The following is a 19,863-nucleotide window of genomic DNA, read 5'->3' as shown; positions in this document are numbered from 1 at the left end:
CCGCCCCCGGAATCAGGCCTGAGCACCAGCCAGTTACGGCAGGCTAGCCGCTTTCACGCGCCTGACACATCTCATCAACGACCCATTGGCTCCCGCTTCATGGCGGGAGCCAAGAGGATGCTCGCATGTCACGTTCCGCTGCTCGAGCGCCTGCCAAGGCGCAATTCACCAGCGCCGCTGCCGGTTTTTATCTGGTGCTGTTACTGCTGTCTGTTGCCTATCTGGTCGGTAGCCTGAGGTTGGGGCCGCCGATGATCGATGGTCGACTGGCGCCTTCGTTCTTTCCTCTGTTGATCGGTATCGCTGCCACCGCCTTGTGTCTGGCTCAGTGGCTGGCCGAGATTCGCAGGCCCCGGGGGCAAGCGGATGAGACCGGCGAGTCGACGCCGGCAGCGGCTGGAGATTCGTCTGAGGCGGGCCTGGTGCGTCGCATGGTGCGGTCGCCGGCGATTCGGTTGATGGTCGCCACCTGTCTCTATATCGCGGCCTTCTCGGTGCTCGGCTATTGGCTGTCGTCGGCACTCTACGTGCTGACGGTGATGGTGTTGTTTGCCGGACGCGAGCGCCTGTTATCCAAGGCGGTGATCGCGCTGGTCATCACCGCGATTGGCTACCTGATGTTCAGCGAGCTGTTCAACGTTCGCCTACCGCTGCTCTGGGAGTAGGTCATGGACTTTATCTATCAGGTCATCGGCAGCTTTTCGCTGCTGCTCGACCCCACGGTACTCTTTTACGTGATCGCCGGCTTTCTGGTCGGCACCGTGTTCTCGGCCATTCCCGGACTCACCGCGACCCTGGCCCTGGCATTGCTGTTGCCCTTGACCTACAGCCTCGACGTCACCACGGCGCTGATGGCCTGTGCCAGCATCTACATGGCCGGCATGTGCGGCGGCAGCATCACCGCCACCACCATCAACATTCCCGGTGCGCCGTCGTCGATGATGACGGCGCTCGAGGGCTATCCGATGCAGCAGCGTGGCGAGGGCCCGCTGGCGCTGGGCCATGCGTCCTTTGCCTCGATGATCGGCGGCACCTTCGGCGCAATCCTGCTGGTGGTGCTGGCGCCCTTTATCGCCGATGCCTCGCTGCTGGTGCAGACCACCGGCAAGTTCTCGCTGATCGCCTTTGCCTTGATCGTCATCGTCGTCGCCCAGCGCGGCAATATCCGGCGCGCGGCTATCGCCACCTTGCTTGGCTTGATGCTGGCCACCGTCGGGCTCGATGCCATGGTGCCGGTGGCGCGTTTCACCTTCGGCAGCGGCGAGCTGGCCGCGGGCATCGACCTGATGCCGGTCATCATCGGTACCTTTGCCATCAGCGAACTGCTGACCCAAGTGAGTCAGCGTGATCAGGCGCGTCAGATTCGCGACCAGCTGAAGAACGTTGCCCGCATTCGTCGTCGCGATTTCATTCCGCCGCTGTCGGGGATTCGCAAGATCGGCGCCGCCTGCTACCTCAAGTCGTCCACCATCGGCTACCTGGTCGGCACGTTGCCGGGGGCGGGCGGTTCCATGGGGGGCTTTCTCGCCTACGTGGAAGCGGTGCGCACCTCGCGCACTCCCGAGTCCTTCGGCAAGGGTAATCCCAAGGGGATCGCCGCGGCCGAAAGTGCCAATAACGCCGTCTGTGGTGGTGCCCTGGTGCCGATGCTGACTTTCGGTATTCCTGGCGATCCGATCACCGCCATCGTGCTCGGCGTGCTGATCATCAACGGCATCCAACCCGGCCCGCAGTTGATGGAGTCCCAGGCCGAGCTGATTGCCCCGATGCTGGCCTCGCTGATGTTCAGCGCCTTGATTCTCATCCCGCTGACGATGTATCTGCTGGGCCCGTACTTCATCCGCATCGTGACGATTCGCCGCGACGTGCTGTTCGCCACCATCGCCCTGCTCGCCGTCGTGGGCAGCTACGTGGCGACCTACTCGATCTTCCAGATGGGCATGACCATGGTCATGGGTATCCTCGCGTTCTACCTCAGAAAGCATGGTTTCCCGGTAGTGACCCTGTTGCTCGGCTTCATTCTCGGACCGAACCTCGAGGAGTACCTGAGGCGCGCCCTGACCCTGTCCAATGGCGATCCCACCACCTTCTTTACCCAGCCTGACAGCCTGTTCTTCGTGGTGCTGACGGCGGTGTTCGTCTATTTCCTGGCGATTCGCAAGCCGCTGCAGCTGAAGACATCCAGCGAAAGCGGCTAGACCTGCTGGGCATTTGCCGCTGAAAGACAGAGGCTCGGCGGCGTCAAGGGAGATCTCCCCTTGGCGCCGCCGAGTCTTTTTGTGTGCTGGGTCCCCGTGCAGACGGAAATCACCGAAGGTTGGTGGCTGCAGGTGTGCCCGGCTTGCTGGTTTTCGCGGAGGCTAGTGGTGTCTGGTGCGTAGAGTCGCGGCGGTTGGTGCGGCCGATGCAGGCCGAGAGAAGGGGCTAGCCGCCGGCTGGCAGATACTTTTGTGGGGGCGAGGCCAGCAAGGGGGGACGCGGACAAGGCCAACCGATTGTCGTGGCAAATGGCGCTGGTGCCTGGCAGGTGGCGAACAGCGGCAGGCAAGTGGCAAGGAGTGAAGGATGCGTCAGGAGTAGCAAAGCGCAGACCGCGTCACACCAGACAGCGTTGCAGCAGCGGGGAGAAGCCGCAGAAGGCGAGAGCAGAAGGCGCCGAAGAACCCGAGAGACGCAAAGACACCGCCCCGGCAAGGCTGGGGCGGTGTCGATGGCGAGGACGGGTCTTCGCGGTTCGCGGGCTCGTTTAGCGAGCTTCGCGCTTGCCGTCGACCAGGCGTGGCAGCGACAGCGGGTTGCTCTCTTGCAGCGCCTCGGGCGCCAGGTACTCCGGCAGGTCCTGATAACACACCGGACGCAGGAAGCGGTGGATGGCGGCGGTGCCCACCGAGGTAGAGCGGCTGTCGGAGGTCGCAGGCCAGGGGCCACCATGGACCATGGCGTCACACACCTCGACACCGGTCGGCCAGCCGTTGAACAGGATGCGACCGGCACGCCGCTCAAGCAGCGGCAGCAAGCGGCGTGCGCTGTCGCCATCGGTCTCGTCGGCGTGCAGCGTCGCGGTGAGCTGACCCTCGAGGCCCTGAATCACCGCGGCCAGCTGGTCGAGGTCATCGCACTGAACCACCAGGGCGCTGGCGCCGAAGACTTCGTCGTGCAGCGCCTCGTCGGCGAGAAAGCGCGTCGCCGAGGTGGTAAACAGGTGCGGCTGGCAGGGCGTGGCCGACGGGCTTTCCTCGATCCCGGCGGCCAGCTGGTCGACATCGCCATGCTTGGCCAGTTGCTCGACGCCCTGGCGGTAGGCCTGCTGGATGCCGGCGGTCAGCATGGTCTGGGCCTCACACTGCTTGAGTGCGGCGGCAGCCGATGTCAGGAAGGCGTCCAGCGCCTCGCCCTTGAGCGCCAGCACCAGCCCGGGATTGGTGCAGAACTGGCCGGCGCCCGCGGTCAGCGAGCCGACGAAGGCGCGTCCCAGATCGTCGCCCTGGCGCTCGAGAGAGGCCGGCAGCAGCACGACGGGGTTGATGCTGCTCATCTCAGCATACACCGGGATGGGCTGCGGGCGTTGCTGGGCGGTACGCATCAGGGCGGTGCCGCCGCTGCGTGACCCGGTGAAGCCGACCGCCTGAATGCGCGGATCCTCGACCAGCGCCTGGCCGATCTCGTTGCCGGCGCCGAACAGCAGCGAGAAGACGCCCTCATGGAGTCCACAGTCGACGACGGCCTGCTGGACCGCTCGACCGACCAACTCGGACGTGCCGGGATGGGCGGAATGGCCCTTGATGACCACCGGGCAGCCGGCGGCGAGTGCCGAGGCGGTGTCACCGCCGGCTACCGAGAACGCCAGCGGGAAGTTGCTGGCGCCAAACACCGCCACCGGGCCCAGCGGAATCTGTTGCTGCAGCAGGCGAGCACGGGGCATGGGGCTGCGCTCGGGCTGGGCTGGGTCGATGCGAACGTCGAGCCACTCGCCGCGGCGGACCACCCCGGCGAACAGGCGTAGCTGGCCGCAGGTGCGGCCACGCTCGCCCTCCAGGCGTGCGCGAGGCAGGCCTGTCTCCTGCATGGCGCGCTCGGTCAGGGTATCGCCCAGGCCTTCGATGGCGTCGGCGATGGTCTCGAGAAACGTCGCTCTCTCCTCGAGTGACGTGTAGCGGTAGCTGGCGTAGGCGGCCTCGGCGAGTTCGCAGGCCGCGGCGACATCGCTCGCGTTGCCGTAGGGGTAGGCGGGGGCCAGCGCCTGGCCGGTGGCAGGGTCGGTGGCCCGAAGGCGTGGGTCGTCGGTGGTGCGCCCGGTGCTACCGATAAGCTGTTGTCCTTGAACTTGCATGCGAGTCTCCGAATGGCAGAAGGGCCGCGTCTGGCGGCGGCAATAGCATGGCAAAACGGGGCGGCCGGCTCGATGGCCGGCGCCCGCATGGTCGTGCTGGGAGTGCTGTCCCAGGCGGTCGCTGGGCTAATGTGGCCGTGATGCGTGGCCGTGACGCGTGGCCGTGATGCGTGGCCGTGATGCGTGGCCGTGACGCGTGGCCGTGATGCGTGGCCGTGACGCGTGGCCGTGATGCGTGGCCGTGATGCGTGGCCGTGACGCGTAGCCGTGACGCGTGGCCGTGATGCGTGGCCGTGAAGAGCAGCCGTGAAGCGCAACCATAAAGCGCCGCCGTGATGGGCTCAGTCGTGAGCCCAGGCGTTGGCGCCTTCAGGGAAACGGTTGCCTTAAGGGCAGATCTGGCCGCCGTTGACGTCGATCACCTGGCCGGTGATATAGCCACTGGTCTGGTGGGAGGCCAGGAACAGAAAGGTCGGCGCGACATCTTCCGAGGTGCCGAAGCGGCCCATGGGAATGGTCGAGCGAATCTTGCCCTTGAGTTCATCGCTCTTGTCGGCGTGGAACAGGGTATCGATGGTGCCCGGCGAGACGATATTGAAGCGAATGCCATCGGCGGTGAATTCCTTCACCCAGTTGCGGTGCAGGTTGTGCATCATCGCCTTGGTGCCGCCGTACAGGCTGGCGCCCAGGCCACCCCCTTCGCGCCCGGCGATCGAGCCGGTGCTGATGACACTGGCGCTGGTGCCGGACTTGCTGGCCGAGGCCTTGAGGTGCGGCATGGCGTAGCGGGTCGTCATGATCATCGAGCGCAGGTTCAGGTCCATCACCAGATCGAAGGCGTCGTCATCCAGGGCCTCGAGGCCGGCGCGCACGCCGAGGCCGCCGGCGTTGTTGACCAGCACGTCCAGGCTGCCGAACTCGGCGGTAAAGTCCGCCACCAGCGCTTCGCATTCGCTGCTCTTGGACAGGTCCCGCTCGAAGTAGGCGAAGCGACCGCCAATGGCCTCGAGCTCGGCGATGGCATCGCTGGCCGCGGCGTCCTTCTGGCGGCTATTGATACCGACGATCGCGCCTTCACGGGCGAAAGCGACGGCGGCGGCGAGGCCAATGCCCTTGGTCGAGCCGGTGATGAGAACGGTCTTGTCGTTAAGGTCGGCGAACATGAAAAGCTCCTGGTCGGTGGGGAGTCATTGGCCGGCGTGACCAAGCGGTCGATGAATATCGCCGCCATGGTGTCGGGACAGACAGCGTGTCAAGACAGGCTGTCGGGACAGGGTCACGACTCGACTGTTCGAGGGAACAGGAGCCGGCCGGTATTGCCACCATAGACAGCCTAACGATAAATCTCAAACAAATTATTACAACTAGCCTGGTAACGACCTGGGACGGGTCTGGAAAGTATGCCGATACGATGCCCGGTAGCGATCATCAAATGACCGCTTTAGCCATCAGACAAATGTTTCCAATGCCGCAATAATGTAAATTTTTTAACTTAAATATCAATATATTGAGCTCAATATTCGAATAAGGGGAATACATCAGGCTGAGCGCCGGTACCGGTGTAGCACGAGACGCGGAAAGCCCTTGAGAAGGGTGGGTTAGCATAAAGTATAAGTTGTAATAACTTGTCTTGAGAAGCGCGAGTCGGCACTCTTCGAACATCGCCTCGGTGGGGCGCTCAGCTATCACGCACCGCCCAGGTTTCGCCCCGTATTCCGACTTCCCAACAACAAGCCAACAACAAGAGTACTCGCCATGCGCTCACTGACTCGTTTGCTCTGCGCCTCGGTGCTGACCGTTACCGCCACGGCCAGCTTCGCCGCCGACTACCCGAATAAGCCGATCACGCTGATCGTGCCCTGGTCCGCCGGTGGTGGCACCGATTCAGTCGGTCGCCAGTTTGCCGCCGGCCTGCAGCAGGAGCTCGGCCAGACCGTTAATGTGGTCAACCGTACCGGTGGCTCCGGCGTGGTCGGCCACATGGCCATGAAGATGGCGCGCCCCGACGGCTACACCCTGGGGCTTGGTACCGCTGAAATTGCCACCTATCAGCATATCGGCACCTCGGACCTGACCTACGAGGACTACACGCCGATCGCCCTGCTGAACCTCGACTATGCCGCCTTTACCGTCAATGCCGATTCCGAGTGGGAGACCCTCGACCAGGCCGTGGCGGACCTGAAGGCCGAGCCGAACACCTACACCGTGTCTGGCTCGGCACCTGGCGCCGCCTATCACCTGTCCTTCGCCGGCTTCCTGGATCAGCAGGGTGTCGACCCCAATACCGTTAGCCTGGTGCCCAGCGAAGGGGCCGCTCCGGGGCTCCAGGAGCTGGCTGCAGGGGGTGTCGACATCGTCTTCTCGTCATTGCCCGAGACCCTGTCGATGCGCGAGTCCGGCCGTGTTCGTACCCTGGCGGTGCTGGCCAACGAGCGTGAGGACGCCTTCGCCGATGTGCCGTCGGCCAAGGAAGTCACCGGCAGCGAATGGTCACAGGGCTCCTGGCGCGGCCTGGTCGGCCCCGAAGGGCTTCCGCAAGACGTCACCGAGCGTCTGGTCGAGGCCGCCGACAGCGTGTGGAACTCAGACGACTTCCAGGAGTTCATGGCCAGTCGAGGCTTCGGCACCGTGTGGGAAGGCCCCGAAGGCTTCCGTGACTTCATGGCGGAGCAAGATCGCATCAATGCAGGAACCATCGAGAAGCTGGGTCTCGCCCAGTGATAGCGACGTTTCGATCGGGGGCAGCAGCAGGCCAGTTGTCTGAAACGTACCGACGCAGGAGAGAGACACGCCATGCGCACCAATGACGCGGTGTCCGGCGCGATGGTGGCAGCCCTCGGGGCTGCCTTCGTCGTCGCTTCCGCCGACCTACCGTCCCTGCCACGTCAGGAGTACGGGGCCGGCACCTTTCCCACGGTGATCGGCACGTTGCTGCTGGTCTTTGGTGGCTTGATGATCCTGCGCGGCGTGCGCCACCGGGAAGCCTGGGTGAAGTGGACCGCCAGCGCCCCCTTGACGCGCTTTCTCGGGGCCTTGGCTGCCGTGGTCGGCACCGTTGTCGCCTACGTGATGCTGACCCCCATCATCGGCTTCCCGCTGCTGTCCCTGGCGGTGCTGACGGCGTTGTTCTATGCCTTTCATCGCCGTCATCTACCGCTTTCCCTCGGCATCGCCGCCATCGCCACGCTTGCCATCTGGGGCCTCTTCGGCCAGCTGCTTCACGTGCCCCTGGAGCTTGGGATTCTTGAACAGGTGATCTACTCATGACCGACCTTCTCCAGGCCGCATCGATGGTCTTCACCTTCGAGGTGTTGGGCATCGTGGTGGCGGCTTCCCTGTTTGGCCTCTTCATGGGCGCGATTCCCGGGCTTACGGCGACCATGGCCACGGCGCTGCTGGTGCCGATCACCTTCTTCATGGAGCCGCTGCCGGCCATCGCCGCCATCGTTTCGGCCACCGCCATGGCGATCGTGGCCGGGGATATTCCCGGGGCCTTGTTGCGCATGCCGGGTACGCCGGCATCGGCGGTCTACGCCGATGAAGCCTTCCTGATGGGCAAGCAAGGCAAGCTGGGCCTGGCGCTGGGGCTCAACGTCACCTGTTCGATGCTGGGTGGGGTGATTGGCGTGATGATTCTCGCCCTGTTCGCGCCGCGGATTGCCGATTTCGCCTTGCAGTTCACCAGCGACGAGTATTTCTGGCTGGCCCTGCTCGGGCTTTCCTGTGCGATTCTGGTGTCTGGCGGTGACCCGCTCAAGGGCGGCGTGTCCATGCTGCTGGGGCTGGGCATCTCCATGGTCGGGATGGACAGCGTCTCGGGCCAGGTGCGCTTTACCTTCGGCAGCTACGATCTATTGGCCGGCATTTCCCTGCTGCCGGTGTTGATCGGCCTGTTTGCGATCACCGAGCTGCTGCGCAGCATGTCGAGCGCCGAGAAGCGCCAGCCGGTGGTGACGCCGGAAGCCAACGGCATGTTCACCGGCGTGGCGTCCACCGCCTGGCGCTACAAGGGCGGCGTTGTCCGCGGCGGGGTCCTCGGCACCATGATCGGCGCCTTGCCCGGTGCCGGCGCCGATATTGCCTCGTGGATCAGCTACGCGGTCAGCCGCAAGCTGTCGCGGACACCGGAGAAGTTCGGCAGCGGTCATCCGGAAGGGCTGGTGTCGGCGAGCTCTGCCAACAACGCGGCGCTGTCCGGCGCCTATATTCCGGCATTGGTGTTCGGCATTCCCGGCGACACCGTCACCGCGATCATCATCGGTGTGCTGATGACCAAGGGCATCACCCCGGGCCCCGATGTCTTTGCCGAGCAGGGCACCCTGGTCAACGCCATTTTCATGGTCTTCATCCTGGCCAACCTGCTGCTGCTGCCGCTGGGGCTGTTGGCGATCAAGGGAGCCAGGCGTTTGCTGGCGATTCCCACCGGCATTCTCTACCCATTGATTCTGATGTTTTGTATCGTTGGTGCCTTCTCGACCAACAACTCGATGTTCGATATCTGGGTCATGCTGGCCATCGGCCTGCTGGGGTACTTCCTGATGGAGAACGACTTCCCGTTGGGTCCGCTGATTCTCGCGGTTATTCTGGGGCCGATCATCGAGAGCAACTTCATGCGCTCGATCCTCAAGTCCAACGGTGACCTGATGGCCTTCGTCGATCGTCCCATCGCCATGGTGCTGGCGGTCTGCGCCCTGCTCACCTGGACCCTGATCATCGCCAATGGTGTGTTTTCGGGTAGGCGTCGGAGAATGTCGGTACCATCATGACCAGTGGATGGGTCACCTTACATGCCACGGCGCAGGCCAGCCGGCCGGCCTGCGCGAGCGGCAACCAGTGCGAAGTGGAAGCGGAATATGCCAGCAGTAGAAAAGTTTTCCCTGGGCTCGGCGGTCTACGAGAAGATCCTGGCGTCGATCATCGATGGAGCTTTCCCGGTCAACAAGAAGCTTCCGACCGAGGCTCAGCTGTGCGATCTCTACGAGGTGTCGCGCCCGGTACTGCGCGAGGCGTTGGCTCGGCTCAGGGAGGATGAACTGGTCGTCTCCCGGCGCGGCTCGGGGAGCTTCGTGATTCGCCAGCCCGACAGCGCGGTGCTCAAGTTCGCGCCGATTTCGAGCATCGCCGATATTCAGCGTTGCTTCGAGTTTCGCACCGACATCGAAGCGAGCTCGGCCTACCTTGCCGCGGTGCGGCGGACCTCGGCACAGCTCGACGAAATCTGGCGCTGCTACCAGGTCATCGATGACGCCAACGCCAAGCACGATCGGGCCACGGAAGAAGACTACCAGTTCCACCTGGCGATCACCGAAGCGTCCAACAATCACTACTACGCAACCGCCATCAGATCGCTCAACGACAGCATCAAGGAAGGCATGAACCTCACCCGGGGGCTGTCGCTGATGGCCTCAGAGGCGCGCCTGCGCATCGTCCAGGATGAGCACCTGGCGATCGTCAACGCCATCGTCGACAAGGATGGTGACGCGGCGGCTCAGGCGATGAAGACCCACCTCGAAAACGCACGACGGCGCATGTTCGAAGGCACCCAGTGAGAGGGGCGCCTGGGCGTGATCCCAGGCATGCCCTTCTCACTGTTCTGCACTGATACCGGCGTGTGGCCGGGTAGCCGTCTGCACAGTTCGGTAGCTGGCCCGACCCGAGGTCGCCTTCGCTCCTATCTCGTACGGCAGTGCGGTTCCCGGGGCTGTCACTGGGCGAGCAAAGGACCTGGTGCTGTCGGGCTAGATCTATCGGGGCAAGGACCGCCGCCTCGGCGAGGTGCTGGGCCAGGGACTCCATCGGCTTGAGTCCGGTGCTATCGCGGAACACGGCGTGGTCGCCGATGCGCGGGAGACGTCGCACGTCAGGCATTGCGCCATGGCCGGTATCATCACCGTACAGCGCGATGCTGGCAGGGGACCAGCCGACGTGAGCCCCCTGCCAGCCGAGTGCGGGATGCCGCCTTCTTACCCATCGCGAAGGTAAGTCGCTCGTTTACGGACTAAAGGCGTTCAGGCGCTCGGGGCTCTGTTTGACATGAATCACGGCGGAGCCGGGATGATTCAGCGCTTGCTGAACGATATCTTCCGTCTGTGAATCATCGTCGATGGTCCACCCACGCACACCGAATGCCTCAGCCCATGCTGCGAAGTCAGGGCTGGTCAGGGAGGTGCCGACCGGGCGCCCGGGAAAGAACTTCTCCTGAAAGCCGCGTATCGTTCCATAAAGAGAGTTGTCGGCGATGATGATCTTGATGTTGGCGCCGTAATGCACGGCAGTAGCAAGTTCATTGCACGTCATCAAAGCCCCACCATCACCCATGAAGGTGACTACCATCCTGTCTGTATGGCGCAGACCCGCTGCCACCGCGTACGGGACGCCGCTACCCATGGCCCCCGACGCACTACCGAGCAGGCGCTGGCCCGGCTGAATCGATAGATAGCGGTGTACCCAGGTCGCGAAATTTCCAGAATCGAGGCAGAAGATGGTGTCTGGACGACAGTGCCTATTCACCGCCTCGACCACGCCGCCAAAATCGACACCCGACTGGCTAGGTTTCGGCGTGTAGATAGAAAGTGAACGATAGTTGTCCTTGAGTTGAGCAACCCACTCGTGCCGGCCTGCCGGTGGTGGCGGGGCAGGACGACTGGCTAGTGCCGTCAGGAAGCATTCGCTGTCTGCTACGACGCCAAGATAGGGCGTCGTGTTTCTGCCGATGTCGTCGGCCGATGGGTACACCTGGATGACATCCTGGTCAGGCACGGGCGCTTTCGGGAAGGTATAGCCTTGTGTCGTGATATCGCCAAGACGCGTACCGACCGCCACAATCAGATCGGCTTGCTGCAGACTGTCTGCCACCGTCGCGGGCATGGTGAATCCGATTTGCCCGACCCAATTGCAATGACCGTTGTCCATGACGTCTTGTTGCTTGAACGTGCCCAGCACCGGCAGGTCCCAACGCTCGGCCACTTGCTGCAACGCCGTCCGAGCCTTTTCGGTGTTGATCTGTCCGCCGGCGAGCAGCAGGGGACGCTTGGCCGCCGCCAGGCGCCGATGAATGATATCGAGCTCGGCCGAGGCTGGCGCGGGCCGTCGAGAGACCGCGGGGGGAATAACCTGTGCTGACACTCGGTCCTGGAGCATGTCTTCGGGGAGGACGATGACCACAGGGCCTGGCGCGCCACTGGTCGCCAGGTGCCATGCCCTGGATACGGTATCGACGACTCGGCTTCCCTCATGTATTTCAAATACGGCCTTCGCGATGTCGCTGAAGGTTCTGCGGTAGTCGACCTCTTGAAACGAGTTCCGGTCGGATTCCTGACGGGTCACATGGCCGATGAAGACGAGCAGTGGAACCCCATCTTGCTGTGCTGCGTGAAGCGCAATGGCCGCGTTCATGGAACCTGGGCCGCGACTGGTGAAGATAACACCGGGGCGCTGCGTGAGCCTGGCGTCAGCCAGTGCCATGAATCCTGCGCCCCCCTCGTGGCGGCATGAGACAACCTCAATATTGGGGTGCTCGTACATCGCATCTAGCGCCGCCAGATAGCTTTCGCCAGGAACACAGAACACTCTGTCCGCACCAAATGACGAGAGTTGGTTGATCAACGCCTCCGCGGCTGATGACTCCATGAGGTATGCCTTTTCCAGTAGTAGAGATTAGCCCCTTGCCTCGATGCCTACCTAAAGACATCGAGACTGGGCTCCTTTAGAAATGTTGTTGGTTTTGGTCGTTAGAAGGCGATGTTCTCAGCCACCTTTTCGAGGCTGTGTTGATTCTCTTGCAGAAAGTCTTGATACGCCTGCCCGGCCAAGAAACTAGGCTCAGAGCCAAGTTCGGTAATCAACTTTTCTCTCAGATCGGCGTTTTGCAGCGCTGTTTCGAAGGCGTCAGCGAGTATGTCGATACGTTCTTGCGGGGTTCCCGCGGGGGCGAAAATGCCTCGGCTCGTGGCCGATTCCATATCGACGCCCATTTCTTGAAACGTCTTGATATCCTGTAGCGCTTCCCCACTCAGGCGCTCAGAATGAGCTACCCCAAGCGGGCGGAATGTTCCGTCAGCGTAGAACGAGGAACAGCAGGCGGCGTTGGTGATGGTGAAATCAATTTCCTCTGCCATGAGGGCGGACATCTGTTCGGTCGTGTCCGGATAACTTATGAGCTTTACATCGGCAACATCGATACCCATCGCATCAAACATCTGCATCCAGAAAAAATGATCGGTCGAGGTGGGGATCATGCTGAACTTCACCTCTCCAGGATGATCTTCGATGTATTGAGGGATTTCACTCGCATCCATCACCGGGTGGGCTGGATAGGTCGTGGGCATGTTGAAGGTCTGGGTCACACGTGCAACCGGAGCGAATGCATCGTAGGAGTAGTCCACCATGCCGGCAATATAGGAGAGGGCAATATTGTCGTGGCCGCCGAGAATCGTATAGCCATCTGGCTCGGCATCTTTTACGTTGCGTGATCCAAGCGTAGCGCCGGCCCCTGACATATTGACAGGGATGATGGATACACCAAGTTCTTTTTCAGCCTCGCGTGCTATCTGTCGAAAAATAATGTCGGTAGGTCCGCCGGCTCCATAGGGAATCACCATGCGGATGTCATGTTCGGGATAGCTGTCGGCTACCGCGGAAAGTGAAAAAGCCGAAGCAGACGCTGCGATAGTGCTTGAAAATATGATAGAGATAATCTTGTTGTGTTTCATGGTAAACCTCTGGTTTGTGATTATTTTGGAAATAAGTGTCAGGGCTTGTGATCCGAGGTGCTGGCCCTGTTTTGTGGTGATGAACTGCCGTCGTGAGTGTGCTGCATGTTAATCTTCTTGTTCTGGCGGAGCGCCAGGATGACTGACAGCACGGAAAGCGCGATGAATGTCGCTGACAGCGGGCGTGTCAGGAATGTAAGCCAGCTCCCATTCAGCTCTAGTGCACGAAAAAGCTGCTGTTCGAGATTGTTTCCGAGGACAACGCCAAGAATCAGAGGGGTGAGTGGAACATCGGCCTTCCAGAGTAGGTAGCCGATAATGCCAAATCCAAACAAGACCCAAATATCGAAAAGGTTGTTGTTCAGTGCATAGGCGCCGATAGCACAGAGCATTAGCACAACAGGTACGAGTATCTGCTGGGGGATTAGTGCGATGCGTGCAAACCAGCGCACCAGCAATAATTGGCATAGCACCATGACAATCGCGCCAATCAGCAGGCTTGCGTAAATTGCGCCCACGAGCACGGGATTTTGCTCGAACATCAGAGGACCTGGCGTGATGCCATGAAGGATCAGTACGCCCATCATGATCGCCATGGGAAGGTCCCCAGGAATGCCAAGCGCCAGGGTTGGAACGAAGGCTCCCCCGGCGACGGCACTGTTCGAGGCCTCCGAGGCGATGATTCCATTGGGTATGCCGGTGCCAAATTTTTCCGGGTGGCGGGAAAACTTCTTTGCCTGATCGTAGCTGATAAAGTTAGCGACAGTTCCCCCGGTTCCAGGAAGAGCGCCGACAAGGCTGCCAATCAGGGAGGAACGAAGGGTGTTTATTTTCTGTCCCATGATGTCTTTTACTATCTTCGCGTACGGAATAGTAACGTTCATCGATACATTCTTTTGCGCAGTGTCTTTGTTGCCCAGTTTCTCGATATTTTCCATAAGCTGAGAAAAGGCAAATATCCCGATCATGACGGGGAGGATTTCGAATCCTGAGCTGAAAGCCGGGAGGTCAAAGTCGAAACGGATATTGCTGTTTCTATCGTAGCCCACCGTCGTTATGAGTAAGCCAAGCGCGGCGGCTAGCATCCCCTTTAACAGTCGTCCATTCGATAACCCGGCCACTAGCGTCAAGGCGAAGAGAATAAGTGTGGATATTTCCCATGGGCGGAAATTCATGCTGAACTTGGCAAGGAGTGGCCCGAAAAGAACCAGTACCGCCACACTGATCACAGTTCCAATGAATGAAGCGAGGACACCGATTCCGAGCGCTCTCCCCGGCTCTCCCTTCAGCGCCATTGGGTAGCCGTCGTAGACGGTGGTGATGGAAGAAGGTGTACCCGGGATTCCCAACATGATTCCGGAAACAAGGCCTCCCGAATAGCCGCCGACGAACACGCCGATCATTATCGACACACCGCTCACAGGGTCCATGGCGAAAGTGAAAGGGAATACGACCAGTATCGCCATGGTGACGGTGAAGCCGGGTATACTTCCTCCGATGATTCCGAATAATACGCCGATGGTTATTAGCAGTAGGACGGAAGGGCTGCTGACCAGCGAAAGTGCATGTGCAAAGAACTCAGCCATGAGGTTCTCCAGGTTGATCGTCTCAAGGAAGCCAGATGTTAAGACCGAATTGGAAGACAACGTAGATGGCTAACCCAGCGGTAAGGCTTACGGTTATCGTCAATAGCGATTTTCGACGTGAATCTAGCCCCAACAATAAACCTATTGCGCATGCGAGAAAGACAATGGTCGATACCAGGTATCCGGCGAGCGGAAGGACAGCAGCATAAATGCCAAACAGCGTGAAGAGCAGCAGCACCTTATGGTTGTTCTTTATCCATTGATAAGCCGCGAGCCATGTCAGTTTCTGTGTTTCGGCGCGCTTTTCAAGCACAGAGCGAATGAGAATCAGAATGGAAAGCACGGCAATGACGCCCAGTAGCAGGCGGGGGAACATTGCGGACCCGTAGGTTTGCCAGGTTGTGGGCGGGCGAATGTTTCCAGACTCTGCATAGAAAATTCCGCACAAGATGAGCATGGCGACCGCGAGTGCACGGTCCTTGGTAATGAGTGTCATACAGGCTCTCTCCCGGCCTCTATCGGATAACGATGCGATTTAGGTGTGACGCTAAGGCGTGTCGCTGCGGCCCGAGCGGACTCGAGGTCAGGGTGACGTCACCGCCTCGTCCGGTGAGCGGTGAGGCCTAGGCGGCTCAGAGCTTGCCCGAGAGCGTGGGCTGGGGCGCATCGTGGGGAGTGTCTGTAAGCAGCGAAACGTCGAATGTCGAATCGGAGCAGAGCCGTGGGGAGGCATACTCAGCGTGGCTGAGCCATCGCCAACGGCGGGATGACGAGGTGGTGACTTGGAGGGTTGAGTCATGTCTGAACACCGTGGGTTGTTTTGTTGGTGTGACAGCGAGTGCTGAATGCCGAGGCGGGATTCGGCGTCCAGTGTGACGATTTTTTCATCTTGTTTAGGTTTTTTATAAAAAAATCGATTATTTGGGTAGAGTAGGCAGGCGACGCAAGGGACGTCAACCTCCTTTAGGCAATTCGATTCATCGCAGGGCGGCTGCCACCCATGGCGAAGAGGGTGGCCTTCGTCGACGCACAAGGCGGTCTGGCGCTGTATGCCGCTCCCTATCCGCTCCCTATCCGCGCCTTGGCGCGTGCCCCGATACCCTGACGCTTTGCGGGTTACCATCGCTTCGCTGGGCGCCGTGGAGTCGCTCAGGCGCACCGGCCGCATGCAGGAAGAAGGGCTGGGTAAAGTCCGCCGCCTCGGCGAGGCGCTGGGCCAAGGACTCCATCAGCTTGAGTCGGGTGCCATCGCGGAACAGCGCGTAGTAGCCGATACGCGGGAGCCGCGGCTCGGTGCCGATGACTTCCAGAGCGTCGCTGGCGGTCAGATTTGCTACACAGTGGTGGGGGAGCACGCTGATGCCCTGCCCGGCGGTGACCAACCCCACCAGCGCCAGCAGGTTGTCGGCCGTCAGCGTAGAGCCCGCAATGCCGTGCTGGTGCAGCCAGTGATTGACCTGGTGGGCATAGCCCGAGCGCTTGCCCTGACCGATTAGGATGTAGTTACCAAGGGCATGCAGGGGCACGGGCCGCGCTTCTGTCACCAGCCCTCTTCTGGCCATGAAGGCCATTTCCACTTCTCCCACCAGCCGCGATTCGACTCCGGGCTGGGCAAAGGCTTCTTGGCTCGCGGGGATCACCACCAGATCCAGCTCACCATCCTGGAATTGCTGATACAGCGTGCGGCTCATGTCGATGGTGATATCCAGGCGCACGTCGGGCCGCTGCTCGGTGAAGGTGGCCAGAAAGCCCGGTAACCAGGTCAGCGCCGTGAGGTCGGTGAAGCCCAGCCTGATGCGGTGCAGGCGCGATGGACGCTGCTTGAGCTCAAGAATCTGCTCGGCCTGATGCACGGTCGACATGGCGTGCTCGAGCAGTCGCTCGCCTTCTTCGGTGAGCTGAGCACCGCGGCGTGAACGGTCGAACAGCCTGAGCCCGGTGGCCTCTTCAAGCTCCGCGATGCGCTTGGAGATCGTCGACGGCGTGGTCTTGAGGCTCTGGGCGGCGCGCTCGAAGGTGCCGAGCTCGACGATCTGGAGAAAGGTCGTGAGTTGCTTGAGCGTTAGCATGGCGAGACCAATGGTGAAATTTTCGAAAGATATATTGTGAAATTAAATCGCTTTTTTTCAACTTCAAAGGGATTTTATAGTGATTCGACGCCGCCGTGAGACGACGGCAGCGCGGACTCGCTGGTGTTCTGTCCCGAGAGAGTTGCTCCGATCGTCACCATAAGGGGAGCTCCTTGGGCAGGGCGCTCGAACAAGACCAATACGGGAGAGTCATCATGCAACTGTCATTTCCACAACGCGGGGCGGCGGTGCTGGCCGCGCTGGGGCTGGCGTTCGCGGTATCGCCATCGGCGCTGGCCGACGATTACCCGAGCAAGCCGATTCAGATGATCGTCGCCTACGGCGCCGGCGGCAGTACCGACACCATGGCGCGAATCTTCGCCAAGTACGCCGAGGAAGAGCTTGGCCAGCGTGTGGTGGTGGTCAACAAACCCGGCGCAGGGGGCGAACTCGGCTGGGTGTACCTGGCCAATGCCGACCCGGATGGCTACACCCTTGGCTTGATCAACTCGCCGTCGGTGGAGACCCACCCCTTCACCCGTGCCGACACGGTGGGCTATACCCTGGAAGACCTGCTGCCGCTGGCCAATGTCGTCACCGACCCGGGAGTCCTGGCCGTGGCCGCGGACAGCCCTTGGCAGACATTGGATGAGCTGGTCGCGGCGGTGAAGGCCGAGCCACGCTCGGTGACGGTCTCCCACGAGGGGGTCGGCGGCGACGACCATCTGGCGGCGTTGAACTTCGCTTCCGCCGCGGGTATTGATCTGAATTTCGTCTCCTTCAATGGTAATGCCGAGGCCACGGCGGCGCTGCTTGGCGGTCATATTGACGCCTTCGAGGGCAATATGTCCGAGGCCACCGCCCATATCAGTGAAGGGGATGTGCGCGGCCTGGCGGTGTGGTCGAAGGAGCGCATGGACGCGATTGCCGATGTGCCGACCGGCACGGAGCTTGGCTATGAGGTCGTATCGTCGGCATCGCGGGGGCTGGCCTTGCCGGCAGGTGTGCCGGATGCGGTTTATGAGCGGCTGCTCGAGGCGACGCGTAGCGTCATCGAAAACCCCGACTTTGTCGCCGAGCTCACCCAGCTCAACATGCCTCTCGACCCTGTGTATGGCGATGCGTACGTCGACTCCCTGAAGGCGAGCCAAGACAGCCTCAAGGCCGTGTGGGATCAGAACCCCTGGATTGAACAGTGATTCAGTACCGCCTGGATCGCCTGGTGGCAATCGCCACCGCGGCGATCTGCCTAGCCGTGATGGCTGCGGGGTGGGGAATGCGTGGTGATGCGGGCCTCTTCCCGCTCATCACGGGGACGCTGGGCGTACTGGCAAGCGCGTGGCTGGGATTGACCGGCCACAAGGCGTCGACAGACACCGAACGGGCTCCCGCTTGCGGCAATGGGCAGCGCCTGGTGCTGTGGAGTGCGGGCGTTGTGCTGCTGTTGGCGCTGATGGAGCCCGTCGGCACCTTCATCGTCGTCCCGCTGTTCCTGGTGGCCACCTTTCGGTGGTTGGCGGGCCTGCGTTGGGCCTTTGCCTTCCTGCTTGCCGGCGGCTTCACGCTGGCCATCTATATCGTCTTCGCCTGGCTGCTGTCGGTGCCGCTTCCGGCGGGCTGGCTGGCGTCCTGACCCAGAACGACTCGGGAAAACCGTATGGATATCTTGATCACGGCCTTCGCCAATGTGGTGACGCCGGCAGCCCTGATGACGCTGGTACTGGGCACGCTGGCGGGCATTTTGGTCGGCGCCCTGCCGGGGCTTTCCTCGACCATGGGCGTGGCGTTGTGCATCCCTATCACCTTTAGCATGCCGCCGGATCTGGCCCTGATTCTGCTCGGCGCCGTCTACGTCAGTTCGGTCTATGGCGGCTCGGTGACGGCCATTTTGCTGCGCACCCCAGGGACCGATGCGTCCATTGCCACGGCGCTGGATGGCTACCCCATGGCGGCGGCAGGACGGGGTGGAGAGGCCATCGGCATGGCCACACTGGCATCCTTGTTCGGTGGCCTGATCAGCGTCTTCGTATTGCTGGCCATCGCGCCTCCTTTGTCTACCATTGCGCTGGCGTTCGGCCCCCAGGAATATACTTGGCTCGCCATCTTCGGCCTGGTCACCATTGTCGGCGTGGTCTCCGAAAGGCCGGTAAAAGGGGTGTTGTCCGCGGCGTTGGGGCTGATTCTTGCCTGCGTCGGGCTAGATGCCTTTACCGGCGAGCAGCGCTTCACCTTCGGTCAAAGCGAGCTGTTCGATGGCATCCCCTTGCTGCCGGTGCTGATCGGGCTGTTCTCGGTCTCGCAGGCCTTCAACCTGTGTGTGCCGCGTAGCGGCGGTGTGCTGTCAGAAGATGCCCAGCAACTTCAGGGACGCAGCCTGCCGCACTGGTCCGACCTGAAGCGCTGCCACAGGACCCTGTGGCGTTCCTCGCTGATCGGGTCGATCGTCGGCATCCTGCCTGGCGCCGGTACCAGCATCGCCGCCTTCATTTCCTACAACGAGGCGCGGCGCCATTCGCGCCACCCGGAGCGATTCGGCAAGGGGGAAATCGAGGGGGTCGCGGCCTCCGAGGCGGCCAACAACGCGGTCACAGGCGGCACCCTGATTCCGACCCTGACCCTGGGCATTCCCGGCAATGCGGTAACGGCGGTCTTCGTCGGTGGCCTGACCATCCACGGCATGATTCCCGGGCCGTCGCTCTTCACCCAGCATGCCGAAAGTACCTACACCCTGATCGTATCCTTGTTGTTCGCCAACCTGCTGTTCGCGGTGCTGGGGCTGTGGCTGTGCCGCTACATGGTCAAGGTGACTCGCGTGCCGGGCGCCGTGCTGGGGCCAATGATCCTGCTGTTCAGCGTGGTCGGCAGCTATGCCCTGCGTAACGAGATGTTCGATGTGTGGCTGGCCGTCGGCTGCGGCTTGATGGGTTACTACCTGGAGCGCTGGCGCTATCCCGCGGCACCCCTGGTGATCGCCCTGATTCTCGGGCCGATCCTCGAGGTCAATTTCCGTCGCGCCATGCAGATTTCCCAATGGGATATGACCACCTTCTTTACCCGTCCGCTGTCGCTGGCGTTGGGCCTTCTGGTCGTACTGGCGCTGGTCGTGCCGCTCTGGCGTCGTTGGCGCCGGCGCCACGCGGCCATCGTCTGATACCCGATTGATGTTC

16 protein-coding genes are annotated in these 19,863 nt (G+C 61.6%); 9 read left to right on the top strand and 7 right to left on the bottom strand.

The annotated features are described in order from the left end of the window. Nucleotides 1-125: 125 nt before the first annotated feature. Entirely contained in the window at nt 126-665 is a 540-nt protein-coding gene (locus ACUN9Y_RS18165) for a tripartite tricarboxylate transporter TctB family protein (RefSeq protein WP_445462131.1), read from the top strand. 3 nt (nt 666-668) lie between these two features. Next, nucleotides 669-2,198: a tripartite tricarboxylate transporter permease gene (locus ACUN9Y_RS18160; RefSeq protein ID WP_445462130.1), complete on the top strand. Its 1,530-nt coding sequence runs from the start codon at nt 669-671 to the stop codon at nt 2,196-2,198. Between the two features lie 548 nt (nt 2,199-2,746). Here ACUN9Y_RS18160 and ACUN9Y_RS18155 read toward each other — a convergent pair. Together ACUN9Y_RS18155 and ACUN9Y_RS18150 are read right to left on the bottom strand one after the other, a co-directional pair. Continuing rightward, nucleotides 2,747-4,330 carry an aldehyde dehydrogenase (NADP(+)) gene (locus ACUN9Y_RS18155; protein WP_445462129.1) on the bottom strand — a complete coding sequence of 528 codons (1,584 nt, stop codon included), beginning with the start codon at nt 4,328-4,330 and terminating at the stop codon, nt 2,747-2,749. 386 nt (nt 4,331-4,716) lie between these two features. Continuing rightward, the gene (locus tag ACUN9Y_RS18150; RefSeq protein ID WP_445462128.1) at nt 4,717-5,493 is read right to left on the bottom strand and encodes an SDR family NAD(P)-dependent oxidoreductase; all 777 of its coding nucleotides are present in this window, start codon (nt 5,491-5,493) and stop codon (nt 4,717-4,719) included. Between the two features lie 592 nt (nt 5,494-6,085). Between ACUN9Y_RS18150 and ACUN9Y_RS18145 the strand changes: the two genes are divergently transcribed. The 4 genes from ACUN9Y_RS18145 to ACUN9Y_RS18130 all read left to right on the top strand — a co-directional run bounded on the left by ACUN9Y_RS18145 (nt 6,086) and on the right by ACUN9Y_RS18130 (nt 9,879). Further along, complete coding sequence (locus tag ACUN9Y_RS18145) at nt 6,086-7,051, top strand: Bug family tripartite tricarboxylate transporter substrate binding protein (protein WP_445462127.1); 966 nt, start codon at nt 6,086-6,088, stop codon at nt 7,049-7,051. 72 nt (nt 7,052-7,123) lie between these two features. Continuing rightward, entirely contained in the window at nt 7,124-7,597 is a 474-nt protein-coding gene (locus tag ACUN9Y_RS18140; protein WP_445462126.1) for a tripartite tricarboxylate transporter TctB family protein, read from the top strand. Then, on the top strand, nt 7,594-9,096 hold the full coding sequence (locus ACUN9Y_RS18135) for a tripartite tricarboxylate transporter permease (RefSeq protein ID WP_445462125.1): 1,503 nt from the start codon (nt 7,594-7,596) through the stop codon (nt 9,094-9,096). Before ACUN9Y_RS18140 ends, ACUN9Y_RS18135 begins: the two co-directional genes overlap by 4 nt. An 87-nt stretch (nt 9,097-9,183) precedes the next feature. Beyond that, entirely contained in the window at nt 9,184-9,879 is a 696-nt protein-coding gene (locus ACUN9Y_RS18130; protein WP_445462124.1) for a FadR/GntR family transcriptional regulator, read from the top strand. Nucleotides 9,880-10,321: 442 nt separating this feature from the next. Here the strand turns inward: ACUN9Y_RS18130 and ACUN9Y_RS18125 are convergent, their stop codons facing one another. The 5 genes from ACUN9Y_RS18125 to ACUN9Y_RS18105 form a co-directional block, all read right to left on the bottom strand. Beyond that, a complete protein-coding gene (locus tag ACUN9Y_RS18125) occupies nt 10,322-11,959 on the bottom strand; it encodes a thiamine pyrophosphate-dependent enzyme (RefSeq protein ID WP_445462123.1) in 1,638 nt (545 codons plus the stop codon). A gap of 101 nt (nt 11,960-12,060) precedes the next feature. Then, on the bottom strand, nt 12,061-13,041 hold the full coding sequence (locus ACUN9Y_RS18120) for a Bug family tripartite tricarboxylate transporter substrate binding protein (protein WP_445462122.1): 981 nt from the start codon (nt 13,039-13,041) through the stop codon (nt 12,061-12,063). A gap of 38 nt (nt 13,042-13,079) precedes the next feature. Continuing rightward, the gene (locus ACUN9Y_RS18115) at nt 13,080-14,627 is read right to left on the bottom strand and encodes a tripartite tricarboxylate transporter permease (RefSeq protein WP_445462121.1); all 1,548 of its coding nucleotides are present in this window, start codon (nt 14,625-14,627) and stop codon (nt 13,080-13,082) included. Between the two features lie 22 nt (nt 14,628-14,649). Continuing rightward, nucleotides 14,650-15,123, bottom strand: a complete 474-nt coding sequence (locus tag ACUN9Y_RS18110) for a tripartite tricarboxylate transporter TctB family protein (RefSeq protein WP_445462120.1) — start codon at nt 15,121-15,123, stop codon at nt 14,650-14,652. Between the two features lie 574 nt (nt 15,124-15,697). Continuing rightward, complete coding sequence (locus ACUN9Y_RS18105; protein WP_445462119.1) at nt 15,698-16,696, bottom strand: LysR family transcriptional regulator; 999 nt, start codon at nt 16,694-16,696, stop codon at nt 15,698-15,700. A 215-nt stretch (nt 16,697-16,911) separates the two neighbouring features. Between ACUN9Y_RS18105 and ACUN9Y_RS18100 the strand changes: the two genes are divergently transcribed. Genes ACUN9Y_RS18100 through ACUN9Y_RS18090 form a run of 3 tightly spaced genes read left to right on the top strand, consistent with a single transcriptional unit; the run spans nt 16,912 to nt 19,847 of the window. Continuing rightward, nucleotides 16,912-17,895, top strand: coding sequence for a tripartite tricarboxylate transporter substrate binding protein (locus tag ACUN9Y_RS18100; RefSeq protein ID WP_445462118.1), 984 nt, complete (start codon nt 16,912-16,914; stop codon nt 17,893-17,895). Beyond that, nucleotides 17,892-18,329 (top strand): tripartite tricarboxylate transporter TctB family protein, encoded by a 438-nt coding sequence (locus tag ACUN9Y_RS18095; protein ID WP_445462117.1) that lies wholly within the window; start codon nt 17,892-17,894, stop codon nt 18,327-18,329. The genes ACUN9Y_RS18100 and ACUN9Y_RS18095 overlap by 4 nt, the downstream gene beginning before the upstream one ends. A 24-nt stretch (nt 18,330-18,353) precedes the next feature. Continuing rightward, nucleotides 18,354-19,847, top strand: a complete 1,494-nt coding sequence (locus ACUN9Y_RS18090) for a tripartite tricarboxylate transporter permease (protein WP_445462116.1) — start codon at nt 18,354-18,356, stop codon at nt 19,845-19,847. Nucleotides 19,848-19,863: the final 16 nt, after the last annotated feature.

It is taken from the genome of Halomonas sp. V046 (assembly GCF_052645355.1).
Note: the sequence above shows the minus strand (reverse complement) of the source record. Positions and strands in the feature narration are given on the sequence as shown.

Bases quoted from the DNA above. Each gene is read 5' to 3' on its own strand.
- ACUN9Y_RS18115 (WP_445462121.1), bottom strand. From the start codon at position 14,627: ATGGCTGAGTTCTTTGCACATGCACTTTCGCTGGTCAGCAGCCCTTCC.
- ACUN9Y_RS18160 (WP_445462130.1), top strand. From the start codon at position 669: ATGGACTTTATCTATCAGGTCATCGGCAGCTTTTCGCTGCTGCTCGAC.
- ACUN9Y_RS18125 (WP_445462123.1), bottom strand. From the start codon at position 11,959: ATGGAGTCATCAGCCGCGGAGGCGTTGATCAACCAACTCTCGTCATTT.
- ACUN9Y_RS18120 (WP_445462122.1), bottom strand. From the start codon at position 13,041: ATGAAACACAACAAGATTATCTCTATCATATTTTCAAGCACTATCGCA.
- ACUN9Y_RS18135 (WP_445462125.1), top strand. From the start codon at position 7,594: ATGACCGACCTTCTCCAGGCCGCATCGATGGTCTTCACCTTCGAGGTG.
- ACUN9Y_RS18140 (WP_445462126.1), top strand. From the start codon at position 7,124: ATGCGCACCAATGACGCGGTGTCCGGCGCGATGGTGGCAGCCCTCGGG.
- ACUN9Y_RS18155 (WP_445462129.1), bottom strand. From the start codon at position 4,330: ATGCAAGTTCAAGGACAACAGCTTATCGGTAGCACCGGGCGCACCACC.
- ACUN9Y_RS18145 (WP_445462127.1), top strand. From the start codon at position 6,086: ATGCGCTCACTGACTCGTTTGCTCTGCGCCTCGGTGCTGACCGTTACC.
- ACUN9Y_RS18150 (WP_445462128.1), bottom strand. From the start codon at position 5,493: ATGTTCGCCGACCTTAACGACAAGACCGTTCTCATCACCGGCTCGACC.
- ACUN9Y_RS18165 (WP_445462131.1), top strand. From the start codon at position 126: ATGTCACGTTCCGCTGCTCGAGCGCCTGCCAAGGCGCAATTCACCAGC.
- ACUN9Y_RS18130 (WP_445462124.1), top strand. From the start codon at position 9,184: ATGCCAGCAGTAGAAAAGTTTTCCCTGGGCTCGGCGGTCTACGAGAAG.
- ACUN9Y_RS18090 (WP_445462116.1), top strand. From the start codon at position 18,354: ATGGATATCTTGATCACGGCCTTCGCCAATGTGGTGACGCCGGCAGCC.
- ACUN9Y_RS18110 (WP_445462120.1), bottom strand. From the start codon at position 15,123: ATGACACTCATTACCAAGGACCGTGCACTCGCGGTCGCCATGCTCATC.
- ACUN9Y_RS18105 (WP_445462119.1), bottom strand. From the start codon at position 16,696: ATGCTAACGCTCAAGCAACTCACGACCTTTCTCCAGATCGTCGAGCTC.
- ACUN9Y_RS18100 (WP_445462118.1), top strand. From the start codon at position 16,912: ATGCAACTGTCATTTCCACAACGCGGGGCGGCGGTGCTGGCCGCGCTG.